Annotated in this window: 21 protein-coding genes; 11 read left to right on the plus strand and 10 right to left on the minus strand. The window is 58.7% G+C overall.

What is annotated here, in order from left to right; all coding sequences use genetic code 11:
* Window positions 1-148: 148 nt before the first annotated feature.
* Window positions 149-415 carry a hypothetical protein gene (locus tag AAEZ03_RS18270; protein ID WP_350580482.1) on the minus strand — a complete coding sequence of 89 codons (267 nt, stop codon included), beginning with the start codon at window positions 413-415 and terminating at the stop codon, window positions 149-151.
* Between the two features lie 659 nt (window positions 416-1,074).
* On the opposite strand from AAEZ03_RS18270, the gene AAEZ03_RS18275 reads away from it, so the two are divergent.
* The 3 genes from AAEZ03_RS18275 to AAEZ03_RS18285 all read left to right on the plus strand — a co-directional run bounded on the left by AAEZ03_RS18275 (window position 1,075) and on the right by AAEZ03_RS18285 (window position 3,356).
* Window positions 1,075-1,479, plus strand: coding sequence for a TraR/DksA family transcriptional regulator (locus AAEZ03_RS18275; protein ID WP_048368987.1), 405 nt, complete (start codon window positions 1,075-1,077; stop codon window positions 1,477-1,479).
* A gap of 189 nt (window positions 1,480-1,668) precedes the next feature.
* Window positions 1,669-3,012 carry a phospholipase effector Tle1 domain-containing protein gene (locus AAEZ03_RS18280; protein WP_350580485.1) on the plus strand — a complete coding sequence of 448 codons (1,344 nt, stop codon included), beginning with the start codon at window positions 1,669-1,671 and terminating at the stop codon, window positions 3,010-3,012.
* A 125-nt stretch (window positions 3,013-3,137) separates the two neighbouring features.
* Window positions 3,138-3,356: a hypothetical protein gene (locus AAEZ03_RS18285; protein WP_153327403.1), complete on the plus strand. Its 219-nt coding sequence runs from the start codon at window positions 3,138-3,140 to the stop codon at window positions 3,354-3,356.
* Here the strand turns inward: AAEZ03_RS18285 and AAEZ03_RS18290 are convergent.
* Complete coding sequence (locus AAEZ03_RS18290) at window positions 3,344-3,583, minus strand: DUF2789 family protein (RefSeq protein WP_153334784.1); 240 nt, start codon at window positions 3,581-3,583, stop codon at window positions 3,344-3,346. The two genes, AAEZ03_RS18285 and AAEZ03_RS18290, sit on opposite strands and share 13 nt — an antisense overlap.
* A 102-nt stretch (window positions 3,584-3,685) precedes the next feature.
* On the minus strand, window positions 3,686-3,916 hold the full coding sequence (locus tag AAEZ03_RS18295) for a hypothetical protein (RefSeq protein ID WP_048368991.1): 231 nt from the start codon (window positions 3,914-3,916) through the stop codon (window positions 3,686-3,688).
* Between the two features lie 469 nt (window positions 3,917-4,385).
* Between AAEZ03_RS18295 and AAEZ03_RS18300 the strand changes: the two genes are divergently transcribed.
* Entirely contained in the window at window positions 4,386-4,856 is a 471-nt protein-coding gene (locus AAEZ03_RS18300) for a hypothetical protein (RefSeq protein ID WP_350580489.1), read from the plus strand.
* Complete coding sequence (locus AAEZ03_RS18305) at window positions 4,853-5,062, plus strand: hypothetical protein (RefSeq protein WP_048388415.1); 210 nt, start codon at window positions 4,853-4,855, stop codon at window positions 5,060-5,062. The genes AAEZ03_RS18300 and AAEZ03_RS18305 overlap by 4 nt, the downstream gene beginning before the upstream one ends.
* 16 nt (window positions 5,063-5,078) lie before the next feature.
* Here the strand turns inward: AAEZ03_RS18305 and AAEZ03_RS18310 are convergent, their stop codons facing one another.
* On the minus strand, window positions 5,079-6,605 hold the full coding sequence (locus tag AAEZ03_RS18310; RefSeq protein ID WP_350580491.1) for an MFS transporter: 1,527 nt from the start codon (window positions 6,603-6,605) through the stop codon (window positions 5,079-5,081).
* A gap of 162 nt (window positions 6,606-6,767) precedes the next feature.
* Here AAEZ03_RS18310 and AAEZ03_RS18315 point away from each other — a divergent pair, with 162 nt between their 5' ends.
* The 6 genes from AAEZ03_RS18315 to AAEZ03_RS18340 all read left to right on the plus strand — a co-directional run bounded on the left by AAEZ03_RS18315 (window position 6,768) and on the right by AAEZ03_RS18340 (window position 14,805).
* Window positions 6,768-7,640, plus strand: a complete 873-nt coding sequence (locus tag AAEZ03_RS18315; protein WP_350580494.1) for a LysR family transcriptional regulator — start codon at window positions 6,768-6,770, stop codon at window positions 7,638-7,640.
* A gap of 89 nt (window positions 7,641-7,729) precedes the next feature.
* Complete coding sequence (locus tag AAEZ03_RS18320) at window positions 7,730-9,826, plus strand: putative bifunctional diguanylate cyclase/phosphodiesterase (RefSeq protein WP_123748691.1); 2,097 nt, start codon at window positions 7,730-7,732, stop codon at window positions 9,824-9,826.
* 65 nt (window positions 9,827-9,891) lie between these two features.
* Window positions 9,892-10,638, plus strand: a complete 747-nt coding sequence (locus AAEZ03_RS18325) for an SDR family oxidoreductase (protein WP_123748692.1) — start codon at window positions 9,892-9,894, stop codon at window positions 10,636-10,638.
* Window positions 10,639-10,783: 145 nt separating this feature from the next.
* Entirely contained in the window at window positions 10,784-11,287 is a 504-nt protein-coding gene (locus tag AAEZ03_RS18330) for a sigma-70 family RNA polymerase sigma factor (RefSeq protein ID WP_350580498.1), read from the plus strand.
* Between the two features lie 5 nt (window positions 11,288-11,292).
* A complete protein-coding gene (locus AAEZ03_RS18335) occupies window positions 11,293-12,270 on the plus strand; it encodes a FecR family protein (protein WP_123748694.1) in 978 nt (325 codons plus the stop codon).
* A gap of 102 nt (window positions 12,271-12,372) precedes the next feature.
* A complete protein-coding gene (locus tag AAEZ03_RS18340; protein WP_350580502.1) occupies window positions 12,373-14,805 on the plus strand; it encodes a TonB-dependent siderophore receptor in 2,433 nt (810 codons plus the stop codon).
* Window positions 14,806-14,818: 13 nt separating this feature from the next.
* On the opposite strand, the gene AAEZ03_RS18345 is transcribed toward AAEZ03_RS18340, so the two are convergent.
* The 6 genes from AAEZ03_RS18345 to pvdM form a co-directional block, all read right to left on the minus strand.
* Window positions 14,819-16,063 (minus strand): D-mannose isomerase, encoded by a 1,245-nt coding sequence (locus tag AAEZ03_RS18345; protein ID WP_350580505.1) that lies wholly within the window; start codon window positions 16,061-16,063, stop codon window positions 14,819-14,821.
* 108 nt (window positions 16,064-16,171) lie between these two features.
* Complete coding sequence (locus AAEZ03_RS18350) at window positions 16,172-17,035, minus strand: LysR family transcriptional regulator (RefSeq protein WP_153334791.1); 864 nt, start codon at window positions 17,033-17,035, stop codon at window positions 16,172-16,174.
* A 142-nt stretch (window positions 17,036-17,177) separates the two neighbouring features.
* A complete protein-coding gene (locus tag AAEZ03_RS18355) occupies window positions 17,178-19,652 on the minus strand; it encodes a TonB-dependent siderophore receptor (RefSeq protein ID WP_350580508.1) in 2,475 nt (824 codons plus the stop codon).
* A 133-nt stretch (window positions 19,653-19,785) separates the two neighbouring features.
* Entirely contained in the window at window positions 19,786-21,450 is a 1,665-nt protein-coding gene (locus AAEZ03_RS18360; RefSeq protein ID WP_350580511.1) for a cyclic peptide export ABC transporter, read from the minus strand.
* Between the two features lie 195 nt (window positions 21,451-21,645).
* Window positions 21,646-22,506 (minus strand): dihydropyoverdine dehydrogenase, encoded by an 861-nt coding sequence (pvdO, locus tag AAEZ03_RS18365; RefSeq protein ID WP_350580514.1) that lies wholly within the window; start codon window positions 22,504-22,506, stop codon window positions 21,646-21,648.
* 11 nt (window positions 22,507-22,517) lie between these two features.
* Window positions 22,518-23,864: a pyoverdine-tailoring dipeptidase-like protein PvdM gene (pvdM, locus tag AAEZ03_RS18370; protein WP_123748701.1), complete on the minus strand. Its 1,347-nt coding sequence runs from the start codon at window positions 23,862-23,864 to the stop codon at window positions 22,518-22,520.
* Window positions 23,865-24,027: the final 163 nt, after the last annotated feature.

A 24,027-nucleotide genomic window follows, 5' to 3' on the forward strand; every position in this document is an offset into this window, starting at 1 on the left:
GGCCGTGCGGGTTTCCCGGCAAGCCCTTGAAAGTGTTCCTTTATTGGGGGAGGAACGTGGGCAGTGTGCTTGCACCCTTTGCAATCCGCAAATTCATAATAATGATGATTAACTGCATTTTTATTGAGTTTAGACGCGGCAGTGCAGGCTACGGCAGTGTCGGTGCGCTGGCGGGTGTATCGGTGGATGATTTGCCCAGCACGCGGTCATGCACGTCATTGCTCAGCAACTGCCTCTCAATCAGGCCACGCAATCCGCAACTGTTGGCCAGCGGCACTTTTAGCAGCAGCAGTGCATCGCGCAGTGTGTTCAAACGCTCAAGTTGGGGCAGGCTCACCGCGTGCTCTGGCAGTGGGGTAATTGGCGCACATGGCGCCCGTGCGGGTTGATCGTCGGCAAACAAGGAATAACTCATCACGTCGTACCCCTGAACAAAGGCTATTTATTATCTGGCAGTCGGTTCGGTTAAAGCGTTATGCGCTGGCGATACAAGCAGTGACATATCGATCATTTACTTGGCGTGGGATATGGGATTTGGTCGAGTGATTGTAAAGCGCGATTCCCGCGCAGTATTGTCAGGCAGTGCGTAACTACCAATAAGATTTACGGAGAAGTTTGTGGGATTTTTCAACCCAAGAAGCGGGAGACGTAGCGCGTTAAAGTCGCACGTAGAGATGGCTGCAAACGTTCGCGTGTTGAGCCTGAGTCTTACTGATTTTTACTCTGATGTAACAATCCGAAGTATTTTCGGCTGAGGGTAAAAGGTCAGGGCTCGGCTACCTGAGCGAGGCCTTTTTTCAAAGGGTGATGATTTTCAGCAGCACGATTGAATTTCTTGCTATAAACGCACTCCATTAGCCCCTCTGAACGGTTTTTTCGTCTCTTTCCACGTTTAGCTGGACAAATAGCTGTCATTTCAGTTGCTGACTCGATAAGTCGGCCTTAGACTGCCGCCCCTCGTAAATTGAGTGCCGGGTGGCGCTTGAGATAGATGGCACCTAACGGGTTTGGATAAAGAACGATCCGATCGCTCCCCATTTCGCCTTAATGCACGTATTTTTTATAGAGAAATCAATGACAAAGGAACAGTTGCTGGCCATGCCGGCGGATGACTACATGAATGCCGAGCAGCACTCTTTTTTCACTGAGTTGTTGCAAGGCATGAAGGTTGAAACCCACGAACGCATTGAGCAAAACCGCATTGCGATCGAGAGCCTGGACACCCCGGCCGATCCTGCGGATGCCGCCTCGGTTGAAGAAGAACGTACGTGGCTGGTGAACGCAATCGATCGTGACCAGCGCATGCTGCCTCAGCTGGAACAAGCGCTGGAGCGCATCAAAGAAGACAGCTTCGGCTGGTGCGACGACAGCGGCGAGGCCATTGGCCTGAAGCGTCTGCTGATCAGCCCGACCACCAAGTACTGCATCGAAGCTCAAGAGCGTCACGAGCAAATCGACAAGCACCAGCGTCAAGCCTGAGTGCCTGACCTTGCCGGGGCCGCACGGCCCCGGTAGCTTTTGGGTTCTGCGAGCATTCGCTTTGCTGCCCGTCCCGCCTTGTAAAACCTTGTACAACAATCTCCGCGCGTTGAGTGGGTCCCTCCGGTGAAGCACCTTATAGTTGCGCGGCATTTTTACGCGTGGCCGATTTGATCGAGGGTGAAACTCATGGGTGATTCAAGCAACACAAAACGCGTGTTGCGGGTGGGTGTGTTCTTTGATGGCACCGCCAATAACCAGTACAACAGTGCTATAGGTGAGGCGCGACGGGCGCAAGGGCTGAGGGGCGAGAGCGACAGCAGCTACGCCAACGCAACGACCAATATTGCCGCGCTGTACCAGCATTACCCGGCGCAACAAACCTTCGATGCCGACGGCCACGCGGTGACGTCTCTCTATATAAGCGGTATAGGGACTACCACAGGCTCGGCGGATACGCGTTTTCCGGCCCAGACCTATGGCCGTGGCAGCAGCGGCGTAGTGGGCAAGGCAGAACAGGCTTACGCGCAACTGCAAGAGTGCCTGACGCATTTCATCCAGACCGCGCCAGCGGCTTCTTTGAGCCGGTTACAGCTGGATATTTTTGGATTCAGTCGTGGCGCGGCCGCCGCCCGGCACTTTGCCAACCTCGTCATCAGCGGATCCTTCAAGTCGCAGTTCAGCCTGGCCGCAGATTTTGAGTGCGAGATCGCCTTTATCGGCTTGTTCGATACTGTCGCCGCCATGGGTGGGCTGGCAGACGGCGGCGATATCAGTGACGACATCAACCCCGGCCTTAACCTGTACTTGAGCCCAGACTGCGCGAAGTATGTTGTGCAGTTGGCTGCGCGTGATGAGCAGCGGCGCAATTTTGCGCTGAACAGCATCGCTGGGCAGTGGCCCATGGAAATCGCCGTCCCCGGCGCGCATGCCGATGTCGGGGGCGGGTATCCGGCGTTGATGTCCGAGCAGGTATTCCTGACGCGCTGGCAAACCAATCTGGTGAGCCCGTCCACACCGATCAACCTGACCCACGCTTGGCAGCGCGCGAGTGCAGAACTGACGCAGTGGCAGGCCCGGGACGTGTTGGACCCTGCTGACCCGGACGGCTTGTTGCAAGTGCGCAGTGATTCACGCCGCCAAGGCAGCCGCGAAGACCCCATACAACAAGTACTGGCCGCAGTGTTTATGCAACGCCGAGTATTCGGTGATTTGGCGCGGGTGTACCTGCGCATCATGCACAGCCTGGCGTGCGAGAAGGGCGTGCCGCTTAAGCTATTGACTGAGGCTGCTTGCGCACTACCTGACGAACTGCTGCCCATTGAAGCAAGCCTTCAGGCGCAAGTGCGTCTCGGCGCTATCGATCTGAGCGATGAGCAGGAGCGGGTTTTACGTCAGCGCTACGTCCACCAGTCGGCCAATTGGAATGCCTCGGTGGGTTCGGGTGAAGGGATTATCGATCAGGCTTTTTTCAATCGACCGCAGGAAGGCGGGCGCTTGATTTATGAGCAAAAGGCCCCTGTATTCGGGTAAGCGTACAGCGGGATTGTTACAGGTCATGCAATGCTTCTATTCGGTACATAGCTTTTTCCGCTGTCACGGAAGCACTAACATAGCCGGCATCGTTAGGAGACTAACTAATTAGCGGAGTGACCCTTATGACCAACCAGGTCGATGTAGCCGTGATGATTGGTAGCGGTGTTCCCAAAAGCTTGCGCGCTTTGGGCCAGAAGGCTTGCTGGGTAGTGCTGGTGAATGGTGAACAGCGGGGGACGGCCTTCTCAAGCCGGGTCGAAGCAGAAGAATGTCGTACGGCGTGGTTGGCGCAACTGGGCGCCAACCTTGGCACACGGCTAGAGCACGCTCAGCGTGCTTGATGCAGGCGCTCGTTCAGTTCGTCGATAACAATGGCCCAGTGATCGTCAGCGGCGATTTTTTCTTTTAGGAACTGCGCTTGAGCCGCGGTCCAGAAAGGCGCATCGGCCAGCTTGACGTCTTCAGCCAGTGTCGGGGTTTTGAGGAAAAACGTGTCGATCGACGCTTGATCAGCGTCCAGACCCAGTTGTTCAAACAATGCTTGCAGGGTGACAGGGGTATCGTCCATGTTCATTTCCTTGAGTGGGTGCTCTGCTTTGAGGCCTGCGAGAGCAAAGAGTTCGAGGCCAAGCCTAGAATAGAAACATGAAACGTGTTGTTTAAAGTGCGTTTAAGCGTTGAGGGCGCCTGCGTCGACGGCTTCTTTTAATTGCCGCGCCGATTCCATGCCGGCTATTTTTGCCAGCTCGGCGGTCTTGAACCAACGGTCCTTTTCAACCTGGTAGTAACTGACTTTGGTCAACGGTGGTTTTGGGCGCATCACGATCACTGCCTGAAACTCTCCGTCGACATCTTTGACGTCACCACGGATGAAATACTCGCCAATATCAAATTCCGTCACGTGTCATGATTCCTTGCAAGTAATGGAGTGCAGACAACCTGGCGGCATGGGCCAGGCCAATTTTTCGCGCCAGTATGGCAGCAGTTGGCGGGTTGTGGCGCAGTTAACGCATCGGTGCGACGAAAGCCCTGTTGAATATGGGGCCAATCAGGCAGAAAATAAGCCGTTGGCAAAATCGGGAACAGGATGTGTATACCCATTCCTGTGCCTGAGTCGGTAGAATAGCCGCCCAACTGAGTACAAACCGATGTGCGCGAGCACATGCCCTGGTTAATTTCCTTCAAGTTCTGGCGCCTTTTTGTCAGGGCAACCCAGGCGGGAATCCATTACTTTTACATCACAGGCCATCCCTGACCCCAGCGGTCAATTGAATTTCCCGTACTCGGTTTTTAAGTGGGTGGGTGAGGTCTTTTTTGCTGCCTGCCTTTTAGCAGGCAGATTAATTTTTTTTGTTATTGAGGGCTTTTCGTTGGCAGTCAGCAATTTGGAGATGCACGCTTTATTTGTGTTGGGTGACTTGCGGGCCCGGTTGGTCAAGTTGTTCCAGTCGCGCTTTGTATACGTCACCGAACAAACAGCAGAAGGTATTTACATCGCTGAAATCGATACCGAAACAGCGTTGGTGGTAGACGACAAACCCGGCCTGAAACTCAAGGTTGGCGATCATTTCAGTGCCGCCGTCATGCCGAGCCGTGAAGGCGGCAAGCTGGACATCAAGTTTCGTGAAATCAAAATGACGGTGTATGGCATTGGTGACTATGCCTACGTCAGCTCGCCGTTGGGCGAAGGCATTGTTTTCAAAGAAGGCCAAAACGTGATGCTGGTGTTTGCGGCCACCGAGCAACTCGAAGCTGGCCTGAGCAAAACCTTGAAGGCGGTCACCACCAAGGCGGCCAAATGGCGCAAGGGTGAGCTGACCTTCAAGGCCAGCAAAGAGTGACGCTTACGCGCAGCGAGTTTCATCAGCAGCACCTTGAGCAGGCCCAGTCCAAGGCTGCCGAGCTATTTGCCCGGCGCACGGACCTCAAAGGAGCCTGGCTGGGCTGGGTGGCGGGGCAACTATACAGTTTGAGCCCCGCCGAATACGCCAGCATGGTTCGCCGCGAACTGCAGCGCTTGCAGGAAGGTACGCCAGCATCACCGTGAGCGGGGCGAAGCCTTTTCAGGTGGCAACGACAAACCGTGGTATCGGTTTACGCATCAGTGTACCCACCAGCAGTGCGCCCAACAGCGCAAGCAACCCGGCCACCCACAGCAGGGTACTAAAGCCCGCTACAAACGCCTGGGTCGCCAGTGGTTGAATCTGCGCTTGTGCCGCCAGCGGCAACTGGCTGAGCGCCCCTGACATGTCGCCGGCGACCACCCGTGAAGCTATAAAGTGGCTTTGCTCCAGCCAGGGTCCCGCCACCTGTGCAAGACTGGCTTGCAGGTTTTGCTCGGTGTGCCCGCCCAGCAAGGCGCCGTACACGCCGATTGCCAACACGATGGCGCTAAAGCGCATGGTGGTGCTCATGCCGGACGCCATGCCCACCCGGTCTCGCGGGACGCAGGCCATGATGTTTTTTTGCGTGTCGCCGTTCAGCAGCCCGGCACCCGCGCCAGTCACGGCGGTGGCCAGGGCGAAACTCAGGTAGCCGCCATAACCCACGGCCCAGGCGCTGAGCAAGTTGCCACAGCCCACCAGGGTCAGCCCCAGGGCCATCATGCTCGCCGGAGTGAAGCGTGACGCCATGCGCGCGCCAATTCGTGGGCAGATCAACATGGTCAGGGCAAACGGCAGCATGCCCAACCCCGAGAGAATGGCCGTGAGGCCCAGACCGTTTTGCAGGTAAAACGGCAGCAAGGTCATCATCACCTGAGCACACCCGGCATAGGCAAACATGCCCAGCAATGCGCCGATAAACCGCGGATGACGAAACAGTTGCAGGTCGATCATCGGCCGTTGTTGCACCGACTCGATCCACACAAACAGCGCCAGCAGCAAGGCGCCGCCGCACAGGCGGGCATAGGTCAGCGGGTTATCCCAGCCAATCCGGTTGGCTTCGATCAGGCCCCAGATCAGGCACAGCAAGCTGGCGCTGAAGGCCAGGCTGCCCCAAGGGTCGAGGCGTGCGGACTGCGGGTCACGTGATTCACTGATAGCGTGGCGCACCAGCGCCATCAGCAGCAGGCCGACCGGCAGGTTGAGGTAGAAAATCCAGCGCCAGCCCAGGTACTCGGTGATCAGCCCGCCCAAGGTTGGCGCTGCGGTCATGGCCACCCCCATGCACGCGCCCCAAAACGCCCAGGCCTTGGCCCGTTCAACTTCATCATGGAAGGCATGCCCGATGGAGGCCAGCGCCGAGGTCAGCAGCAGCGCCGCACCAACGCCTTTGACAGCCCGGGCGATTTCCAGCAGCAGGCTATTGGGCGCTGCCCCGCAAGCCAGTGACGCGAGGATGAAAATACACAGGCCCCAGATCAGGGTAGTTTTGCGGCCAATGCGGTCGGCAATGCTCCCGGCCGGCAGCAGCAAGGCGGCAAACGCCAGCATATACGCGCTGACCACCCATTCGATGTCGACAAAGTTGGCGCCCAGATCACGGGCGATGGTGGGCAGGGTGACCGCGACGATATTGGTGTCGAGCACGATCAATGAACACACCCCGCTGGCAGTCAGCAGGGTCAGGCGTGGGCTCACTGTTTTCATGGGCGTTGCCCTGTGCCAACCAAGAGCGTTACTTTGTGAGTAATCAAGTTGACGGACATGTGCGAGTCTCTTTCGTATGGCGGTGTCAACAGGGTATCGCTGCACCGGCTCGGTTGTGTTAGCTGGCTGCCCGGACTTCATTACCTTTGAGCTAATGCTGCTATGGAAATACGCCACTTTCGCTACTTTATGGCCGTTGCACAGCACTGCAATTTCACCCGCGCTGCCGAAGTGCTGGGCATTGCACCGCCGACCCTGAGCCGACAAATCCAGGACCTTGAAAACGCCTTGGGGGTGCGCCTGTTTGTGCGCGAGCAGCGTCAGGTCAGCTTGACCGAGGCGGGACAGGCGTTGCTGCCCGAAGCCGACGCCACCGTACGCCAGTTCGAACTGGCGCAGCGCCATGCGCAACGTGCCGGGCGCGGCGAAACCGGGCATATCGAATTGGGTTATGTGGCTTCTGCGGTGTATTCCGGCGTGTTGCAGCGCCAGGTGCAGGCTTACGCCCGTGAGTCTGCTGAAGTCAGCTTGAGCGTGCGCGAAGCGCCGATGGCCAGTTTGCCGACGATGGTGGCCGAGGGGCGTTTTGACTTGGGCTATGTGCGCTCACCGATGGCGCTGCCCCCTGAGCTGGAAGCCATTCGTCTGAACAGCGAAGGGTTTGTCTTGGCGATAGCCGCCGACGCGTGGCTCACTCGCCTCAAGCACATCAGCGCCGAGCATTTGCAGCACGAGACCTTCATCTTGCCCGAGCAAATCAGCGGCACATTGCACGTGGCGGCCCAAGGTGGCTATGCCCCTAAACTGGGTGCGCAGCCCGGCGGGCTGGTGGCTGTCATCGCCCTGGTGTCCTTGAACCGGGGCGTGGCGGTGGTGCCGGCCTCGGTGGTGGGGCATATCAGCTTGCCGAATGTGCTGTACCGGACTATTGAAGGGTGCGACGCGACCTCCTGGTTGTCGTTGATCTATCGCCGATTTGAAAAGTCCGCGGCAGTCGTGCGCTATATCGACAAGGTCATGCGTGAAGCGGGTTAGCATTTGCGTGCGTTCGTTTCAAGAAACAGTACAATCGCGCATTTTTCACTGGGCATGGATGCTGGTCCGGATCGTTCAAGAGAAAGCTCATGGTTGCTGCAACGTACTCTCCCGCCCTGGTGTTTATTTCCTTATGCGTGGCCATTCTGGCCTCGTATACCGCACTTGACCTGACAGGGCGAATCGCTACCGCGCGTGGGCGAACGGCCTATTTGTGGATGGGGGGCGGGGCGCTGGCCATGGGTTTCGGGGTTTGGTCGATGCACTTCATCGGCATGCTCGCCCTGGAATTGCCGCTGGAGCTGGGTTACGACCTTGGCCTCACCCTGTGGTCTTTGCTGGTGGCGATTTTGTCTTGCGGGTTTGCCTTGTGGCTGGTCAGCCAGCCCAGCCTGCCAGCACTGCAATTACTGTTGGGCGCCTTGATTATGGGTGCCGGGATCAGCGCCATGCACTACAGCGGCATGGCGGCCTTGAAGATGCAGCCGGGCATTGACTACGACCCGACGCTGTTTGGCCTGTCGCTGGTGATTGCGGTCGGCGCCTCGGCGGCTGCGCTGTCCATCGCGTTTCGCCTGCGCAAGCAAACCCCTTATGTGCGTTTGATTCGCGGCGGTGCGTCGGTGGTCATGGGCCTGGCGATTGTCGGCATGCACTACACCGGCATGGCGGCGGCGAATTTCCCGGTGGGCAGTTTTTGCGGCGCGCTGGTTGATGGTCTGAGCGGCAAAGGTCTGGACAACCTGGTGCTGGTATCCAGCCTCGCGGTGCTGGTAATAGCGCTGCTGACCTCGATCTTCGATGCCCGCCTGGACGCGCGCACGGCGGCGCTGGCGGACTCACTGACCCTGGCCAACGAAGAACTCACCCAACTGGCCCTGCATGACACCCTGACCGGCCTGCCGAACCGCATCCTGCTGGCTGACCGGATCAGCCAGGCCATGGCCAAGGTCGCGGAGCAGGGCGGCTGCTTCTCACTGATGTTTATCGACCTGGACGGCTTCAAGCCGGTCAACGATGCTTTTGGCCATCACGTGGGCGACCGCTTGCTACGTGAAGTGGCCTTGCGCTTGCGCGAGCAGTTGCGCAGCCAGGACACCCTGGCGCGCATTGGCGGCGATGAATTTGTGTTGCTGGTGCGTTTGACCGGGCCCGACGACGCACCGCAAGTGGCCACTCGCCAAGTCAGCCTGTTGGCCAAGAGCTTTCGGGTGGATGAGCATGACTTGCAGATCTCAGCGAGCATCGGTATTGCGCTGTACCCCGGCAATGGCCAGAGCGCCGAAGAACTGCTGATGAACGCTGACGCCGCGATGTACCACGCCAAAGGTGGCGGTAAAAACGGCTACAGCTTCTTTGACGTGTCGATGAACACCAACGCGCGCAAACAACTGCAACTGTTGCAGGACCTGCGCCAGGCGCTGGAACATAACCAGTTCCGTCTGCACTACCAGCCCAAGTTTGATGCCAGCAACGGCAAGCCGGTCGGGGCTGAAGCTTTGCTGCGCTGGGAGCATCCGCAACAGGGTTTGCTGCAACCGGACGACTTTATCGAGCTGGCCGAAAAAACCGGCTTGATCATCCCGATTGGCGAGTGGGTGCTCAACGAGGCATGCCGGCAAATGCGCATCTGGTTTGACCAGGGCTACAGCCACTGGCGCATCGCGGTCAATTTGTCGGCCTTGCAGTTTTGCTACTCCGGGCTGGTCGACAGCGTGGTCTCGGCGCTGGAACGCAACCAATTGCCAGCCAACAGCCTGACCCTGGAGATCACCGAAACCACCGCCATGAGTGACGCTGATGCGAGCATGACGGTGCTGCAAAAGCTTTCGCACATGGGCGTTGACCTGTCCATTGATGATTTTGGTACGGGCTATTCCAGCTTGATGTACCTCAAGCGCCTGCCTGCCAACGAGCTGAAAATCGACCGTGGTTTCGTGCGCGACCTGGAACATGACAGCGATGATGCGGCGATTGTCTCGGCCATTGTGGCGTTGGGTCAGGCGCTGGGCTTGCGGATCGTTGCTGAAGGTGTTGAGACCGACACCCAGCAAAGCTTCCTGACCACCTTGGGCTGTGATTCCCTGCAAGGTTTTTTGCTGGGTCAGCCCCTGCCAGCCGAGCAATTTATGGTGGATATTCACCGCGCTGAACAGCCCGTCGCTGGCAACCCGGCTTCGGCCTGACAAAACCGGTGCATCGCGGTTACTCTTGTGCTCATGTCCACTGGTTGAATGGGGAGCGCGTATTTATGGATAGAGTCATCGTGATCACCGGTGGTAGTCGCGGCATTGGCGCAGCCACTGCCGTGCTGGCGGCACAACAGGGTTACCGGATTTGTATCAACTACCAGTCTGACGACACCGCGGCGCATCAAGTGCTGGACGAGGTGCGTGCGCTGGGGGCACAAGCCATTGCCGTTCGGGCAGACGTCAGCGACGAAGATGAAGTCATCAGCCTGTTCTCGCGGGTTGACCTGGAACTGGGCCCGGTCACGGCGCTGGTCAACAATGCCGGCACCGTGGGGCAAAAGTCCCGGGTCGACGAAATGTCGCAAGTGCGCATCATGCATACCCTTAAAACCAACGTATTGGGCCCGATTTTGTGCGCCAAGCACGCGGTGCTGCGCATGTCACCGCGCTACGGCGGCCAGGGCGGCAACATTGTCAATGTGTCATCGGTGGCCGCGCGACTGGGCTCGCCCAGCGAGTACGTCGACTACGCCGCCTCCAAGGGTGCGCTCGACACCTTCACCCTGGGCCTGTCCAAAGAACTGGCCGGCGAGGGGATCCGGGTCAACGCCGTGCGGCCGGGTTACATCTTCACCGACTTCCACGCGCTCAGTGGCGACCCGGGGCGGGTGAGCAAACTCGAACCCCTCATCCCGATGGGCCGAGGCGGGCGCCCGGAAGAAGTCGCTGAAGCCATCATCTGGCTGCTCTCGGACAAAGCCTCCTACACCACCGGCACCTTCTTGGACCTGGGCGGCGGGCGTTAAACGACTGTAGCAGCGAGCCTGCCCCGCGATCTTTTAAACGATCAAAAGATTGCGGGGCGCACGATTTGTTCTAAACAAGCGGATTGCAATTGCGTTCAATCTGCCGATAATGCGACTTATTGCTATTTAAGTCTGGTTATCTATCGTGTCTGCACCTCTAGATCCTAAAGCCCTGCTGGCGAGCCTCTATCATGACAACCATGCCTGGCTGCGCGGCTGGCTGTCGCGTCAGGTGCGTTGCCCGCAAGATGCCGCGGATCTGACCCAAGACACTTTTTTGCGCGCCTTCGACGCGCAGCAACTGGACCGTATCAAAGAACCCCGCGCCTACCTCAGCACCGTGGCCCGGCGCCTGCTGTGCACGCTCTGGCGGCGACGCAAGCTGGAGCAGTCGTACCTTGAGCAACTGGCTGAACTGCCAGAAGGCTACGCCCCTTCAGCCGAAGACATTGTCCTGGTGCGCGAAGCCATTGAGGCCATTGATCGGGTCCTCGAAGGCCTGCCGCGTCGAGTTAAACGGGCCTTTTTGCTGAACCGCCTGGAGGGCATGCCGCAGCAGGCCATCGCGGATCAATTGGGCGTCTCGCTGGCGACGGTAGAACGTGATCTACGCCGTGCCTTTGTTCATTGCTTGTCACACACGGCGTAATGCTCATGAGCAAAACCAAACTCGACCCCATCACCCGTGATGCCATTGACTGGGTTCTGCGCCTTGAGTCAGGCCACGCCTGTTCATCCGAGCGCCAGGTGTTCAAAGCCTGGCTGGCCGAAAACCCGGAGCACAAGGCCGCCTGGCAACGGGTCGCCGGGCTGCTGAAAAATCCATTGGCCGACTTGCAATCGGTTGATCGGCGAAGCCCCGGTCAGTTGCAGGCGGCACGCAAGGCCTTGCTTGATACGCCTTCGCCGGTGCGCAAAAAAGCCCTGCAAGGCGGTGTGCTGCTGTTGTTACTCGGGCTGGGCGCCGCCGGGGTGGTAGATCGCGTGGTGCCATTGGCAGGCTTGATGGCCGATCAACACACTGGCACCGGCGAACGCAAAACCATCGAGCTGGCCGATGGCAGCCGCCTCACGTTGAATGCCCGCAGTGCGGTCGATATCGAGTTCAGTGCCGGCCAGCGCCGTGTGCGGCTGCGAGAAGGCGAATTGCAGGTAGATGTTGCCGCCGATGCCAAACGCCCGTTTGTGGTGGCGACCGACCAAGGCCAGGTCAGAGCCCTGGGTACGCGCTTTATGGTTCGCCAAGGCATCGACGAAAGCCTGGCCAGCGTGCAGCAGCACAGCGTGCAACTCGACACCTTGGGTGGGCTGCAACGGAAAATCGAAACCGGCGAGGCGGTGTCGTTCACTGCCAACCAGATCGACCCGCAAACCCCGACCTCACGCAGTCAGGCCGATTGGCTGGAAGGCCGGGTCGAGCTGCACGATGAGCCGCTGTCAGCCTTGGTCGATGCCATGCGCCCTTACCAGACCGGCTTGTTGCGCATCAGCCCGGACGCCGCGCGGTTGCGGGTTTTTGGGGTATTCCCGCTGGACAATACCGCGCATACCTTGAGTGCACTGGCGCAAACCCTGCCGCTCAAAGTCACGCGCTATGGGCCGTGGTTGACGGTGATTGACGTGCGTCGCTAAAAAAACCAATAAATACGAATTATTTTCAAATGGCGTGAGGGGAACGTTCTGCTCGTTAGTCAAGGTTACAACTGCCTTCACTACAACGAGAAAGGACCCCACATGTCGTACGCCCCTCTAAGACCGTGCCTGCTGGCATTGACCATCACCCTGAGCATTGCCGGGCACCCGCTGAGTGCGGTGGCGCAGTCGCTGGCCAATGAGCAAAATGCCTTCCAGGCTTATGATCTCCCAGCGGCGCCCTTAGGCGTGACCTTGAGCCGGATTGCCCGCGACAACAACCTGACCCTGTCTATCCCGGCAAACTTGCTGCAAGGCAAGACTTCGGCACCGGTGCATGGCAGGTATACCCCGCAACAGGCAGCAGAGCGAGCTCTGGCGGGCACGGGGCTGGGGTTGAATGTCACCGAAAATGGCGCGCTGAGTGTTTATCCGTTGGTGGAGACGGGCGCCTTGAACCTTGGCGCGACTACGGTTTCGGCGCATCAGGCCGAAGATGGTCGTGGTCCGGTGGACGGTTTTGTCGCGACCCGATCAATCACCGCAACCAAAACCGACACGCCGATTCTGGAGATCCCACAAACCATCAACGTGGTCACCGCTGACCAAGTGGCGATCCAGGGTGCTCGCGACCTGACCCAGGCACTGCGGTACACGCCGGGCCTGAGCACCAATGGCTTCACCGACCGCAACACCATCGCGGACGAAATCACCAGCCGTGGCTTTGCGCCGACCCTGCTTTACCTAGACGGTGCCTACTTGCCGTCAGCCGGCAGCCTGGGCGGCGCGCCGCAAATCGACCCGTACACTCTGGAACGCATCGAAGTGCTCAAGGGGCCTTCATCGGTGCTGTACGGGCAAAACCAGCCAGGCGGCTTGATCAACCTGGTGTCCAAGCGCCCGAGTACCGAGGCCAAACAGCAGATTAAAGTCGGTACCGGCAGTTTTGACCGGTACAACTTGGCGTTCGATGCCACAGGTCCGCTGGACGATGCGAAAACCCTCAGCTATCGCCTGATCGGTGTTGGCAATACCGGCGGCGAGCAAGTGGATCACACCAAGGATTCGCGCAAGCTGCTGGCTCCCAGTGTGCGCTGGACGCCCAATGACAGCACTGACCTGACGGTCTACGCGCAACTGCAGCGTGATGACGGCCTGGCCGATTATCAGGCCCTGCCAGCCGTGGGCAGCCTGTATCGCAACTCGCAGGGCAATAAAATTCATCGCGATGCGTTCCTCGGCGATTCGAAGTGGAACGATTACAAGCGCGATCAGTACGTGGTCGGGTATCAGTTTTCCCACGCCTTCAACGAGGCTATGACCTATCGCCAGAGCCTCAGCTATATCGACGTCAATGATCGCTACAAGGGCTTTTACCTGAACCGTTTTGTCACCGTGGACGGAGTGTCTGATACCCACGCCAGCCGCACCAAGCTCGATTGGCGTCAGCAGAACAACTCGTACACCTTTGACAACCACCTGCAAAGCGACTTCGCCACCGGCCCGTTGCAGCACACCTTGCTGGTGGGCCTCGATTACCGCCACTTCACCCGTAAATACCAGGGCTACAACCTGTACGGCAGCGAAGTTATTGACCTGTACAACCCGAGTAATTACCGCACCACGAGCGTGCCAACCCTGACCACCAAGTGGGACAACGTGGTCAAGCAAACGGGGTTGTATGTTCAGGATCAGATCAAGGTCGACAACTTCATCCTGACCCTGGGTGGCCGCCAGGACTGGGCCAAAGTTGAAAACAACGATCTGCTGGCCCATACCCGGGAGCCGCAAAGCGACAACAAATTCACCGGTCGCGTGGGGCTGACCTACCTGACCTCGTTCGGCCTGGCGCCGTATATCAGCTACACCGAATCGTTCCTGCCGTCGGTGGGCACTACCGCGCCGCAGCGTGGCGGCAAGTCGTTTGTACCGATCACCGGCAAGCAATACGAAGTGGGGGTCAAATACCAGCCCAACGACGCCACGTTGCTCACGGCGTCGGTGTTCGACATAAAGCAGCAAAACGTACTGACCGGCGACCTGGAATACCAGGAGTATCAGGTTCAGAACGGTGAAATAAGCTCGCGCGGCATCGAGCTGGAAGCCAAGAGCAGCGTCAACGCTGTCGATCTGGTTGCCTCGCTGTCGTACATCGATGCGTTTTACAGCAAATCCAACTACAGTGACAAAGGCCACCGCAGCGAAGCCCAGGCGCCCTGGGCGGCCAGCGTGTGGGCTGACTATCACTTCACGGCAAACCTGTTGCGGGGCGTGACGTTGGGCGGCGGTGCGCGCTACAGCGGCTCAGGTTATGGCGACTCGGCCAACAGCTTCAAAACCCCGTCATTTGTGGTGGTCGACGCCACCCTGAGCTATGACCTGGCGGCGCTGGACCCAAGCTTCAGAGGCGTCAGCACCAGCCTCAACGTGCAAAACCTGTTTGACCGCGAGTACGTGTCGTCGTGTAACTACAGCTTTGGCTGCTACTACGGCCAACAGCGTACGGCAGCCCTGGAAGTCAAATACGATTGGTGATGCACGCCCGTCCTCAACGACGTAGCTTGAGGGCGCTGGCCAAGCTGATCGCCAGTGGCAAGCGCGGCAACAACGTGGCCTGGTAAGCGTGGTACAAATCACCCTTGCCGGGCCAGATAGTGGCCGATGGCAGGTTGTCCGGGCCCAGTTCGTGGTGCCAACTGCCGTTCTTACGGTCGATCAGGTGCAGGTCGATGTAGTCCCAGAAACGCTGATACCACACGTCATATTCAGGCTCGCCGGTGCGTTGGATCAGGGCCGTGGCCGCTGCGGCGGCTTCGGCGAGGGTCCAGTGCAGGCGCTCACGCACCTGCGGTTGATGGTTCCAGTCCAGCGTGTAAACAATCCCCGGTTCACCGTCCACCTGCCAGCCATAGCGGCAAGCGCTGGCGAACAGATGGCGGGCATCGTCCAGCAACCATTCAGGGTTTTCCAGGCCACGCTGCTTGCGTGCGGCTTCAAGGTGCAGCAACAGGCGCGCCCATTCAAACGCATGGCCCGGTGTCTTGCCAAAAGGGCGGAAAGGGTCAGCCGGGTTATCGATGTTGTAGTCGGGCAGCGCTTGCCATTGTGCGTCGAAATGCTCAATGGGCAAGTAGCCGGACTGCGCGGCGTGTTGATGAATCACCCGATCAGCGATGCTCAAGGCGCGGTCGAGCCAGAGGTCTTCGTCGAGCACATCGGCCAGTGCCAGAAAGGTTTCGGTGCCATGCATGTTGCTGTTGGCCCCACGGTACGGCTCGCAGTCACTCCAGTCTTCTGCAAAGCTTTCCTGCAAGGCGCCTTGCTCTTCGCACCAGAAATGACGCTCCAGTACACCCACGGCTTCTGCGAGCAATTCAGCAGCGCCCAGACGTCCGGCGACCACCGCAGAGCTGGCGGCCAGGGCGACAAACGCATGCAGGTAGGCGTACTTGCGGCGGTTGCCATCCTCGCCGTTGGGGGTCGCAAACCAGCCGCCGTGATTGGCATCTTGCAGCGCGCCGGCCAGGGCCGAGAGGCCATGATCAATCAACGGCCCGCAGCCCGGCAGGCCCTGAATATGCGCCAGGGAAAAGCTGTGAACCATTCGTGCGGTGGTTACGGTATCCACCTGCGCATCGTCCGGGCGCTGACCGAAGCGGTCGAGGCTGGCAAACCCCAGCGGCACGCGCGCTGCCTTGGCGAAATCCACCAGCGCTTGCCCCTGGTCGTGCAGCCACTGTTGATGGGAGGCAGAAGTCAGCCAGCTTTCGTTGGTACGCGTGAGATTGGTCATGTGCCACCTGTGGGGTTCTTGTTATTCAGCGCTCGCAGATTAAGAGATTGGCTCAAAAGCTGAAAGCTTTCATCTTCACAAGACGCCCGGTTGTCGCACCGCCGAGGGTTAAATCTCCGGGCCCCAGCGCTGCGACCAGTCGCCGTCCTCCTTGACCAGTTCGCGCAGCAGTTCGATGGCATGTTGCAACGCCGGGCTATCGCGTTCGCGTGAGTACACCAGATAGGTCGGGTAGCTGAATTCAGGGGCTTTGGGCACGCGCTCCAGGGCGCCGCTGTCCAGGTAACTTTTGACCACCCGGGTGCGAAAGTAGCCGCTGCCGCCGTTTTCCAGAATGAAATGCAAGGCCACCGGCCCCAGATTAAAACTGATCGGCGCCCGGGCTTTGTCAGGCAGAGCGGCGTCATGCTGACGGCGGAAGTCTTCACCCCAGTCCACGTATACATAAGGCTCGGGCAGGGCAGGGCGGCGAATCTGAATCAGCTTCTCTTCAAGCAACTGCTCAACCTGCATCCCCGGCCAATACTCAGGCTGATACACCAGCGCGGCATCCAGCAGGCCCATTTCGATCTGGCGCAACAGAAACTCACCGTCGCGAATCTGAATCCGCAAGGCGTGCTGGGTGAGGTGTTCTCGCAAGGTTTTCGCCCAGCTCAGAATCAGCGGGTTACACAGGCTGACTTCGCCGCCGATGTGCAGCATTTTGTGCAAGCCTTCGGGGCGCGGTACATCACGGCGGGCGGCCTCCCAGGTTTGCATCAGTTGATTGGCATAAACCACAAAGGCTTCGCCGTCCGGGGTCAGCTTGGCACCGGCGCGGTTACGCACAAACAATCCGGCGCCGAGCAGACTTTCGAGCTTTTGCACGCGGGCGGTTACGGCGGTCTGGGTGATGTGCAGTTTTTCGGCGGCTGCCGCGAGGCTGCCGCAGCGGACGATTTCGAGGAAGGTACGGGCCAGGTCGAGGTCCATGATCGTGCCTGTGAGCAAGGGGTGCTCAGTGTAAGGGCAATGTGCGAAAAACACATGGGCACTGTAGGAGCGAGCTTGCCTCGCGATCTTTTAAACCATCAAAAGATCGCGAGCAAGCTCGCTCCTAAGTATTTTTGCGGGGTTAGAAGGTGTATTTGGTGGTCAGCGACAGGCTGCGTGGCTCGCCGTAGTAAACGGTGCTGAAGTTACCCAGGCCCGACAGGTACTTTTTGTCGAATACGTTGTTGGCGTTGAGGTTGAACGACAGGTGCTCGTTGTAGTCGTAGCGGGTCATCAGGTTAACCAGCGCGTAGCTGTTCTGCTCGATGATGTCGTAGTCGCCTTTCGGGTCGTTCCAGATCCGGCCGTAGAACGGGCTCTGCCAGTTCACGCCACCGCCCACGGTGACTTTGTTCAACGCGCCTGGCAGGCGATAGGTGGTGAACACCCGTGCCACGTTTTCAGGCTTGGTGGTTTCCAGCGGGTAGCCATACAGGCGCTTGCCGTCATCGGTTTTGGTCTGGGCGTAGGTGTAGCCCGCCATGATGTTCCAGTCCGGCATCAACTCACCGGCCAGTTCAAACTCGATGCCTTTGGTTTTTGCTCCGTCAACCGACTCGTAGTAGTCGCGACCGGTATCCGCGTCTGTGCCGGCGTAAATCGGCAGTTTTTTCTGCTCGGTGCGGAACACCGCCACGGTCGCGTTCAGGCGGCCATCAAAGTACTCACCCTTCAAACCGATTTCGTAGCTGTTGCCTTCGGTGGGCGGCAGGGTGGTGTTGGACTGACTGTGCTCGGTCACCGGCTTGTAGATTGAGGTGTAGCTGGCATAGGTTGAGTAGGTGTCGTTCAGGTCATACACCACACCTGCATAAGGCGTGACTTTACCGTGCTGCTTGGAGGTGGTTTTGTTGTCGCTGAATGCAGACGACTGCACGTAATACTTGTAGGTGTCGTTGTATTGGAAGTCGCTCAGGCGGCTACCCAAAATGACCGACAAATCGTCCGCCGGCTTGAAGCGGGCAGCGATATAGGCACTGTTCTGATTGGTGTTTTTCTCGTACTTGCCGTTTTTTGGGAAGTCCGGTTTCGGGTAATGGCCCTTCCAGTCAAAGATACTGCCCGGTACCTCACCGAACGCGCTGCCATCAAAGGTCGCGCCGGTTTGGCGTGACGATTGTGATGTGGCGCCGACAACCAGTTCATGTTCGCGGCCGAACAGGGTGAAAGGGCCTGTCGCATTGATATCGGCAGTGGTTTGTACGCGATGGCCTTCCCACTTGCCCCAGTAAAAGAACATGCCCTCACCAGTCACCGGGTCCGGGGTGCCGCCACTGGCCGAGCCCAGTTGGGTGTCGTGGTCGTTGGTTTGCTGGTTCAGCGTGCCTTTGACTTTCCAGTCGTTGGCAAAGGTGTGTTCAAGGGAGGCGAAGGTGGTTTGCGCGACGACATCACGACGGCTCCAGTCCGTGGCCGGGTTGAACGAGCGGCTGAAGTCGGTCTTGCTGTAGTCCGAGAAGTAGTACGGGTTACCGGTCCAGGACGACCCGCGCGGCTTGATTTTTTGATAGTCCATGCCGAAGGTGAACAGCGTGTCGGGGGTCAGATCGGCTTCGATGATGCCGTAGAACACGTCATTCTTTTTGGAGTAATGGTCGCGGTAAGAGTCCGCGTCCTGGTACACCGCCACCACGCGGCCGCGCACGCTGCCGTCTTCATTCAACGGGCCGGAAATATCGCCTTCGGTGCGGTAGTCATCCCATGAGCCGACGCTGCCGCTGACCGATGCCTTGAATTCGCGGGTCGGTTTTTTACGGATCAGGTTGACTGTGGCCGAAGGTTCGCCCGAGCCGGACAACAGCCCCGTCGCCCCTTTGGTGATATCGACGCGATCGTACAAGGCCATGTCGACCTTGGTCGCGCCCTCATCGAACACACCGTCGTAAAGGCTGTTGACGCCGTCGTACTGGAAGTTGGTGATGGCGTAGCCACGTGCCGAGTATTCCATGCGGTCACTGTCGTAAGCCTGGGTCGAAATACCCGGTGCATTGCGCAGCACATCACCGATGCTTTGCGCGGCCTGGTCGTTCATCAACTGGCGAGTGATCACGGTCACGGTTTGCGGGGTTTCACGGATCGACAACGGCAACTTGGTCGAACTTGCCGTAGCGCCCGTGGTGTAAGAGCCGGAGTCTTCAGTGATCAGCGTGTTGCCCAGGCCCTTGCCGGTAATGGTCGTGGCGCCTAACTCCAGGCCTTTGCCCTGGTGGGTGTTGATAATCACTGTATTGCCATTGAGCTGATAGGAAATCCCGCTGCCTTGCAGCAGGGTTTCCAGTGCCTGGATAGGCTCAAGCGAACCCGACACAGAATGCGATTTGATCCCTTGCACTTGATCCGGGCTGTACAGCACTTGCAGATTGGCCTGCTTGCCGAACTCGTTCAGTGCGCTAGCCAGCGATTGTGCCGGAATGTTCACCGCGACCGGGGCGGCCTGCACCAGTGAAGAGCCTAGTAAAACCGATGCCACAAAGGCGCTGGACAACAGGGTGCGGCGCACAGTCTGACGCTGGGTAGCGATCGCGAGAGGTGTCCGGCTCAAGGTTGGTCGTTGCATGTCGTGCCTAGGCTCCGTAGAAAAATTCTTTCTTGTTAATGGGAATAGTTATTAGACGCAGCACGATTGAAAAACCGGATAAAAGTTCCTGAAAATAAATAAGTCGATCCCCCAAAACGGTCCGAACGGGGACTTACACCACGTCCAGCGCCGTGCTGACCTTGCCGCTGTCCATGCGCACCAATTGATCGGCAACGTCGAAATAACGGTCGTCGTGGGAGATCACGATGATGGTTTTGCCCAGGCGCTTAAGGTCCGGTAGCAGTTCGGTGTAGAAAATCCGCCTGAAGGTCGGGTCCTGGTCGGCCGCCCATTCGTCAAACACCAGCACCGGGCGCTCTTCCAGCCAGGCGTTGACCAGGGCCAGGCGCTTGCGTTGCCCGGTCGAGAGGTCGGTGGTGCTGAACCGGCCGTCGGTGATGCTGACCTTGTGCGCAATTTCCAGGCGTTTGAGGTACTGCTCGGCGTCCTGGGGGATGTGCATGTCGCCTTGCACCACGTCATCGAACAGGTAGTAGTCGGCAAAAATAGTGGTGAACAACTGCCGATAGTCATCGCGGGTTTCAGCTGACACGGGCTGGCCATTTAGGCGGATCTCACCCTGTTGCGGTGCATACAGGCCCAGCAGCAACTTGATCAGGGTGGTTTTGCCGCAGCCGTTTTCGCCGACGATAAATACAATGTCGCCTTGCTTGATCGTCAGGTTCACCGGGCCGAGGCGGAACGGGGCGCTGCCGTCCACGGGCGGGAAGCTGTAGCTCACGTCCAGCAGTTGCAGGCTGTTGAGGGTCTTGTCAGGGGCGTCCTGTGCGTTGAGCAGCAGGTGCGGCTCGGGCGAGTTGAACTGTTCGGACAAGTCGGCAATGCGCCGGAAGGCGATTTGCGCACGACTGATGATCGGCAGGGTGCTGATCAAATGTTCCAGCGGGCCTTTCATGTACAGCAACACCAGGACAAAACCGCTGATGACCTCTGGGTTGCCGCTGGGCCAAAACGACTGCATGGCCAGCGCCAGGCCGATAACTACGAAAAACAGCATCGAACCGAGGCTTTTGGCGATGACGAAGGTGTTGATCGAGCGCACCTGAATGTCACAGATTTTTTGCGCCGTGCGCTGAATGCCGGAGACAAACATTCGTTGCCGACGGGGGCGGTGGATACGCAGTTCCTTGGCGCCTTCGGCAATCGCGTTGTAATGCTTTTGCAACTCGTCTTCGGCTTCACGGGCTTCGGCAAACCCGTTGAGGCCGTAGCCGCGGGCGATGTACTGGATCACCGTGCCGATGGCGATTGCTACGAGCATCATCACAAACATCGGCCACGACAGCATGGCCAGATAACCCATGCAGCCCAAGGTTACGGTCAGCGAAATCGCCAGTGGGGCGAAGGCAAAGGCGAAGTCGCTGATGGTGTCGACGTCATGGGTCAGTACCGGAATCAGCCGGTGGCTGCGGTAACGTTCAATGTGCGAGATGGGTGCCGAAAGCACCTTTTCGCCGAGTTCTCGGCGCAGGGTGGCGATGATGTGCTGGCCGACATAATTGCTGCCGATGTCTGAACAAATACTGCTGATCAGCGCCAGCACGCAGAGCCCGGCAAACAGCGCGACCACCTGTTGGGTAAGCCCGCTGTCGGCGTGCAGGGCACTGTTGATGGTCGCCAGCAGCACCGTCACGCTTAACCCGCCGATCATGCCCAACACGATCGACAGGCTGACGATCAAACGAAAAGGCTTGAGCAGAATAAACAGTTCTCGAAGAACCCCGGGTGATGTCCGGGGCGTGGCAGGCTGGCTCATAAACAAGAGTTCCTTGGCTCAAGGGAAGGGCAGTCTCTTGTGAACGAGTGATTGGGGTGGGGATTTAGCCGCTGTAACAGGTTGAGAATGAACCTGTGGGAGCGGGCTTGCTCGCGATAGCATCACCGGGGACGACAGACAAACTGAGCCGCCCGTATCGCGAGCAAGCCCGCTCCTACAATACGGTTATGGGCTTTAAAGATCGCGTTCAACCCTGAAGCCGATCCAGTCGCCACGGGTTTGCGGGTAGATGTCGTTACGATTGCCCGAGCGTGAGAACACCGGGGCTTCGCCCCAGTCATTGCCGCGGATCTGCATCAGTTCACCTGCGCACTCAGTCACCCAGGCGCTGCCATCGGTGGGTGCGCCTACGTAGTCGTTGTGTTTGCAGTCTGCGAGCCATTCGTACACGTTGCCGTGCATGTCGTACACACCAAAGGCGTTGGCCGGGTAGCTGCCGACCGGCGAACTGTAGCTGTAGCCATCCGCCGGGCCGTAGGTATTGGCGTGCTTGGCGATGCTGTAGGGCTTGCCTTCATCCATCGGGAACGGGAAAGGCCCGGTCGATCCGGCCCTGGCGGCGTATTCGCGGGTGGCCTCGCTGACCATGCGGTATGGCTTGCCAGTCTTTTTCGCCAGCCAGCTGACGTAATGCTTCACGTCTTCAAAGTCCATGCACACCGCAGGCTGACGTGGCCCTTGCGGGTAGCTGGGTTTGCTTGCCGTGCATTTGCGCCCGGGGCGGTCGTCGCCGTCGGCAATCTTGACCCCGGTTTCCTTGATGTACGCATCAAATTCGCCTGCCGTGACTTGAAAGCGACTGATCGCCACCGGCTTGCTGAAGGTCACGGTGTGCATCGGGCCTTCATCGGGCTCGCGGCCGACTTCATCGTCGGGGGTGCCCATGACGAAACTGCCCGCCGGCAGCACCACCATTTGCGGGCAGTTTTTGCAGTCTTGAAAGACCGTGCCCGGTTCGGCAGCCGGAGCGGCGTGGGCCTGGGCGGGCAGGGCACTGGCGAACAACAGGCAATACAGCGGTTTTAGCGTGGGCATGGTTAAACACTTCACTGGGAGATAGGGTTGGCGGCTTTTTGCACGGTGTCCCAGACCCGCAGAAAATTACCGCCCCAAAGCTTGGCGATGTCGGCTTCTGAATAGCCGCGCTGGAGCAGCTCGGCGGTGACGTTGCGGGTCTCGCTGACGTCTTTCCAGCCTTCCAGGCCGCCGCCATCGTTGAAGTCAGAGCTGATACCGACATGGTCGATGCCGATTTTTTTCACCGCGTAGTCAATGGCATCGCCGTAGTCTTTCAAGGTGGCTTTGGGCTCATGTTCGACGATGTCGTACAGCCCGCTGGCGTATTGGCCGAAACGTTGTTCTGGCCACACGGTAATGATCGCGTCACCGGGCATCAGGGCCATTTCGAGGTTGTGCAAGGGCGGCAAATCAAACTGGCTGCGCAGGGTATTGAGCTTGTCCTGGCTGGCCTGGCTCAGCGGGCGCAAGTAAGTGCCGAAACCGACAATTTGCACCACGCCGCCGGTGTCTTTGATCCGTTGCATGTCCTTGTCGCTGAGGTTGCGCGGGATGTCGACCAGCGCCCTTGGTGCAGAGTGCGACGCCACCAGCGGGGTGCGGCTGAGCTGGCTGACTTGCTCCAGCGCTTTGCTCGACATTTGCGAAACGTCGATGATCACGCCCAGATCGTTCAAGCGCTTGACGGCCTGCTTGCCGGTGTCTGACAGACCGTTGAGGGCGTCGGGGGTGTCATTGAAAAAAGGCAGCGGGCGTGAAGAGTCGGCCCAGTCGTTGTTGCCGACATAGCTGAAGCCGAACATGCGCATGCCGCGCGCGGCCCATTTGTCCAACTGATTCAGGTCATTACCCAATGGGTAGGCGTTGAGCATGCTGATAAAAATCGCAAATTTGCCTTCGCCGTGCAGTCGCCGAAAATCATCCGGGGTGTAGGCAATGGCCACTTGCTCGGGAAAGTCGCGCACCATGGCGCTGATGATGGTGTAGCGCACCTCTTGATCATTACGCGCGGCGTCGACAAAGCCTGCGGTTGGACGGTGCGGGGCGTTCGGGCCGTTCCAGATTTCTGGCCAGCCGAAGATCGTTAGCGCGGCGCCCGACAACCGGCCTTTGGCCGCCTTGACCAGGTCGAACTGGCCGGGGCCGTCTTTGTCGGCTTCATTGCCTGCGCTGCCGAACTCCAGCGGCACGGTGATATGGCTGTCGAATGACAGCAGGCGGTTTTGCAGTTCATCGGCCTGTTTGACGATGCTCAGCGGGTAGCCGGCATTGCCTTTGTAAAACGTGTCCCAGACCAAAAAACCGCCGCCGATGGCCACGGCCAGCGCCAGAGGAATACCGATAAACAGGGCTTTTTTGCTGCGTGATTTAGTCATCGCCATCTCAGTAGAAATCCGCCGCTATACGGCCTTTGCTATCAGGAGGGGACGAGGGGCGAGATTGATAATTTAAGAGTGCTTTGTGAACTGCCCCCCAAAAGTTGGACAGATTAACTAGCGCCCTGCGCAGCCTGAGTCCTGTATCCCACAGGGCTTAGGC

The sequence above is a fragment of the Pseudomonas sp. HY2-MNA-CIBAN-0224 genome, from assembly GCF_040310285.1.
Taxonomy (GTDB): Bacteria; Pseudomonadota; Gammaproteobacteria; order Pseudomonadales; family Pseudomonadaceae; genus Aquipseudomonas; species Aquipseudomonas helleri.

Coding starts and splice junctions, on each gene's coding strand:
- AAEZ03_RS18270 (WP_350580482.1), bottom strand. CDS start 415: ATGAGTTATTCCTTGTTTGCCGACGATCAACCCGCACGGGCGCCATGT.
- AAEZ03_RS18275 (WP_048368987.1), top strand. CDS start 1,075: ATGACAAAGGAACAGTTGCTGGCCATGCCGGCGGATGACTACATGAAT.
- AAEZ03_RS18280 (WP_350580485.1), top strand. CDS start 1,669: ATGGGTGATTCAAGCAACACAAAACGCGTGTTGCGGGTGGGTGTGTTC.
- AAEZ03_RS18285 (WP_153327403.1), top strand. CDS start 3,138: ATGACCAACCAGGTCGATGTAGCCGTGATGATTGGTAGCGGTGTTCCC.
- AAEZ03_RS18290 (WP_153334784.1), bottom strand. CDS start 3,583: ATGGACGATACCCCTGTCACCCTGCAAGCATTGTTTGAACAACTGGGT.
- AAEZ03_RS18310 (WP_350580491.1), bottom strand. CDS start 6,605: ATGAAAACAGTGAGCCCACGCCTGACCCTGCTGACTGCCAGCGGGGTG.
- AAEZ03_RS18315 (WP_350580494.1), top strand. CDS start 6,768: ATGGAAATACGCCACTTTCGCTACTTTATGGCCGTTGCACAGCACTGC.
- AAEZ03_RS18320 (WP_123748691.1), top strand. CDS start 7,730: ATGGTTGCTGCAACGTACTCTCCCGCCCTGGTGTTTATTTCCTTATGC.
- AAEZ03_RS18325 (WP_123748692.1), top strand. CDS start 9,892: ATGGATAGAGTCATCGTGATCACCGGTGGTAGTCGCGGCATTGGCGCA.
- AAEZ03_RS18335 (WP_123748694.1), top strand. CDS start 11,293: ATGAGCAAAACCAAACTCGACCCCATCACCCGTGATGCCATTGACTGG.
- AAEZ03_RS18340 (WP_350580502.1), top strand. CDS start 12,373: ATGTCGTACGCCCCTCTAAGACCGTGCCTGCTGGCATTGACCATCACC.
- AAEZ03_RS18345 (WP_350580505.1), bottom strand. CDS start 16,063: ATGACCAATCTCACGCGTACCAACGAAAGCTGGCTGACTTCTGCCTCC.
- AAEZ03_RS18350 (WP_153334791.1), bottom strand. CDS start 17,035: ATGGACCTCGACCTGGCCCGTACCTTCCTCGAAATCGTCCGCTGCGGC.
- AAEZ03_RS18355 (WP_350580508.1), bottom strand. CDS start 19,652: ATGCAACGACCAACCTTGAGCCGGACACCTCTCGCGATCGCTACCCAG.
- AAEZ03_RS18360 (WP_350580511.1), bottom strand. CDS start 21,450: ATGAGCCAGCCTGCCACGCCCCGGACATCACCCGGGGTTCTTCGAGAA.
- pvdO (WP_350580514.1), bottom strand. CDS start 22,506: ATGCCCACGCTAAAACCGCTGTATTGCCTGTTGTTCGCCAGTGCCCTG.
- pvdM (WP_123748701.1), bottom strand. CDS start 23,864: ATGACTAAATCACGCAGCAAAAAAGCCCTGTTTATCGGTATTCCTCTG.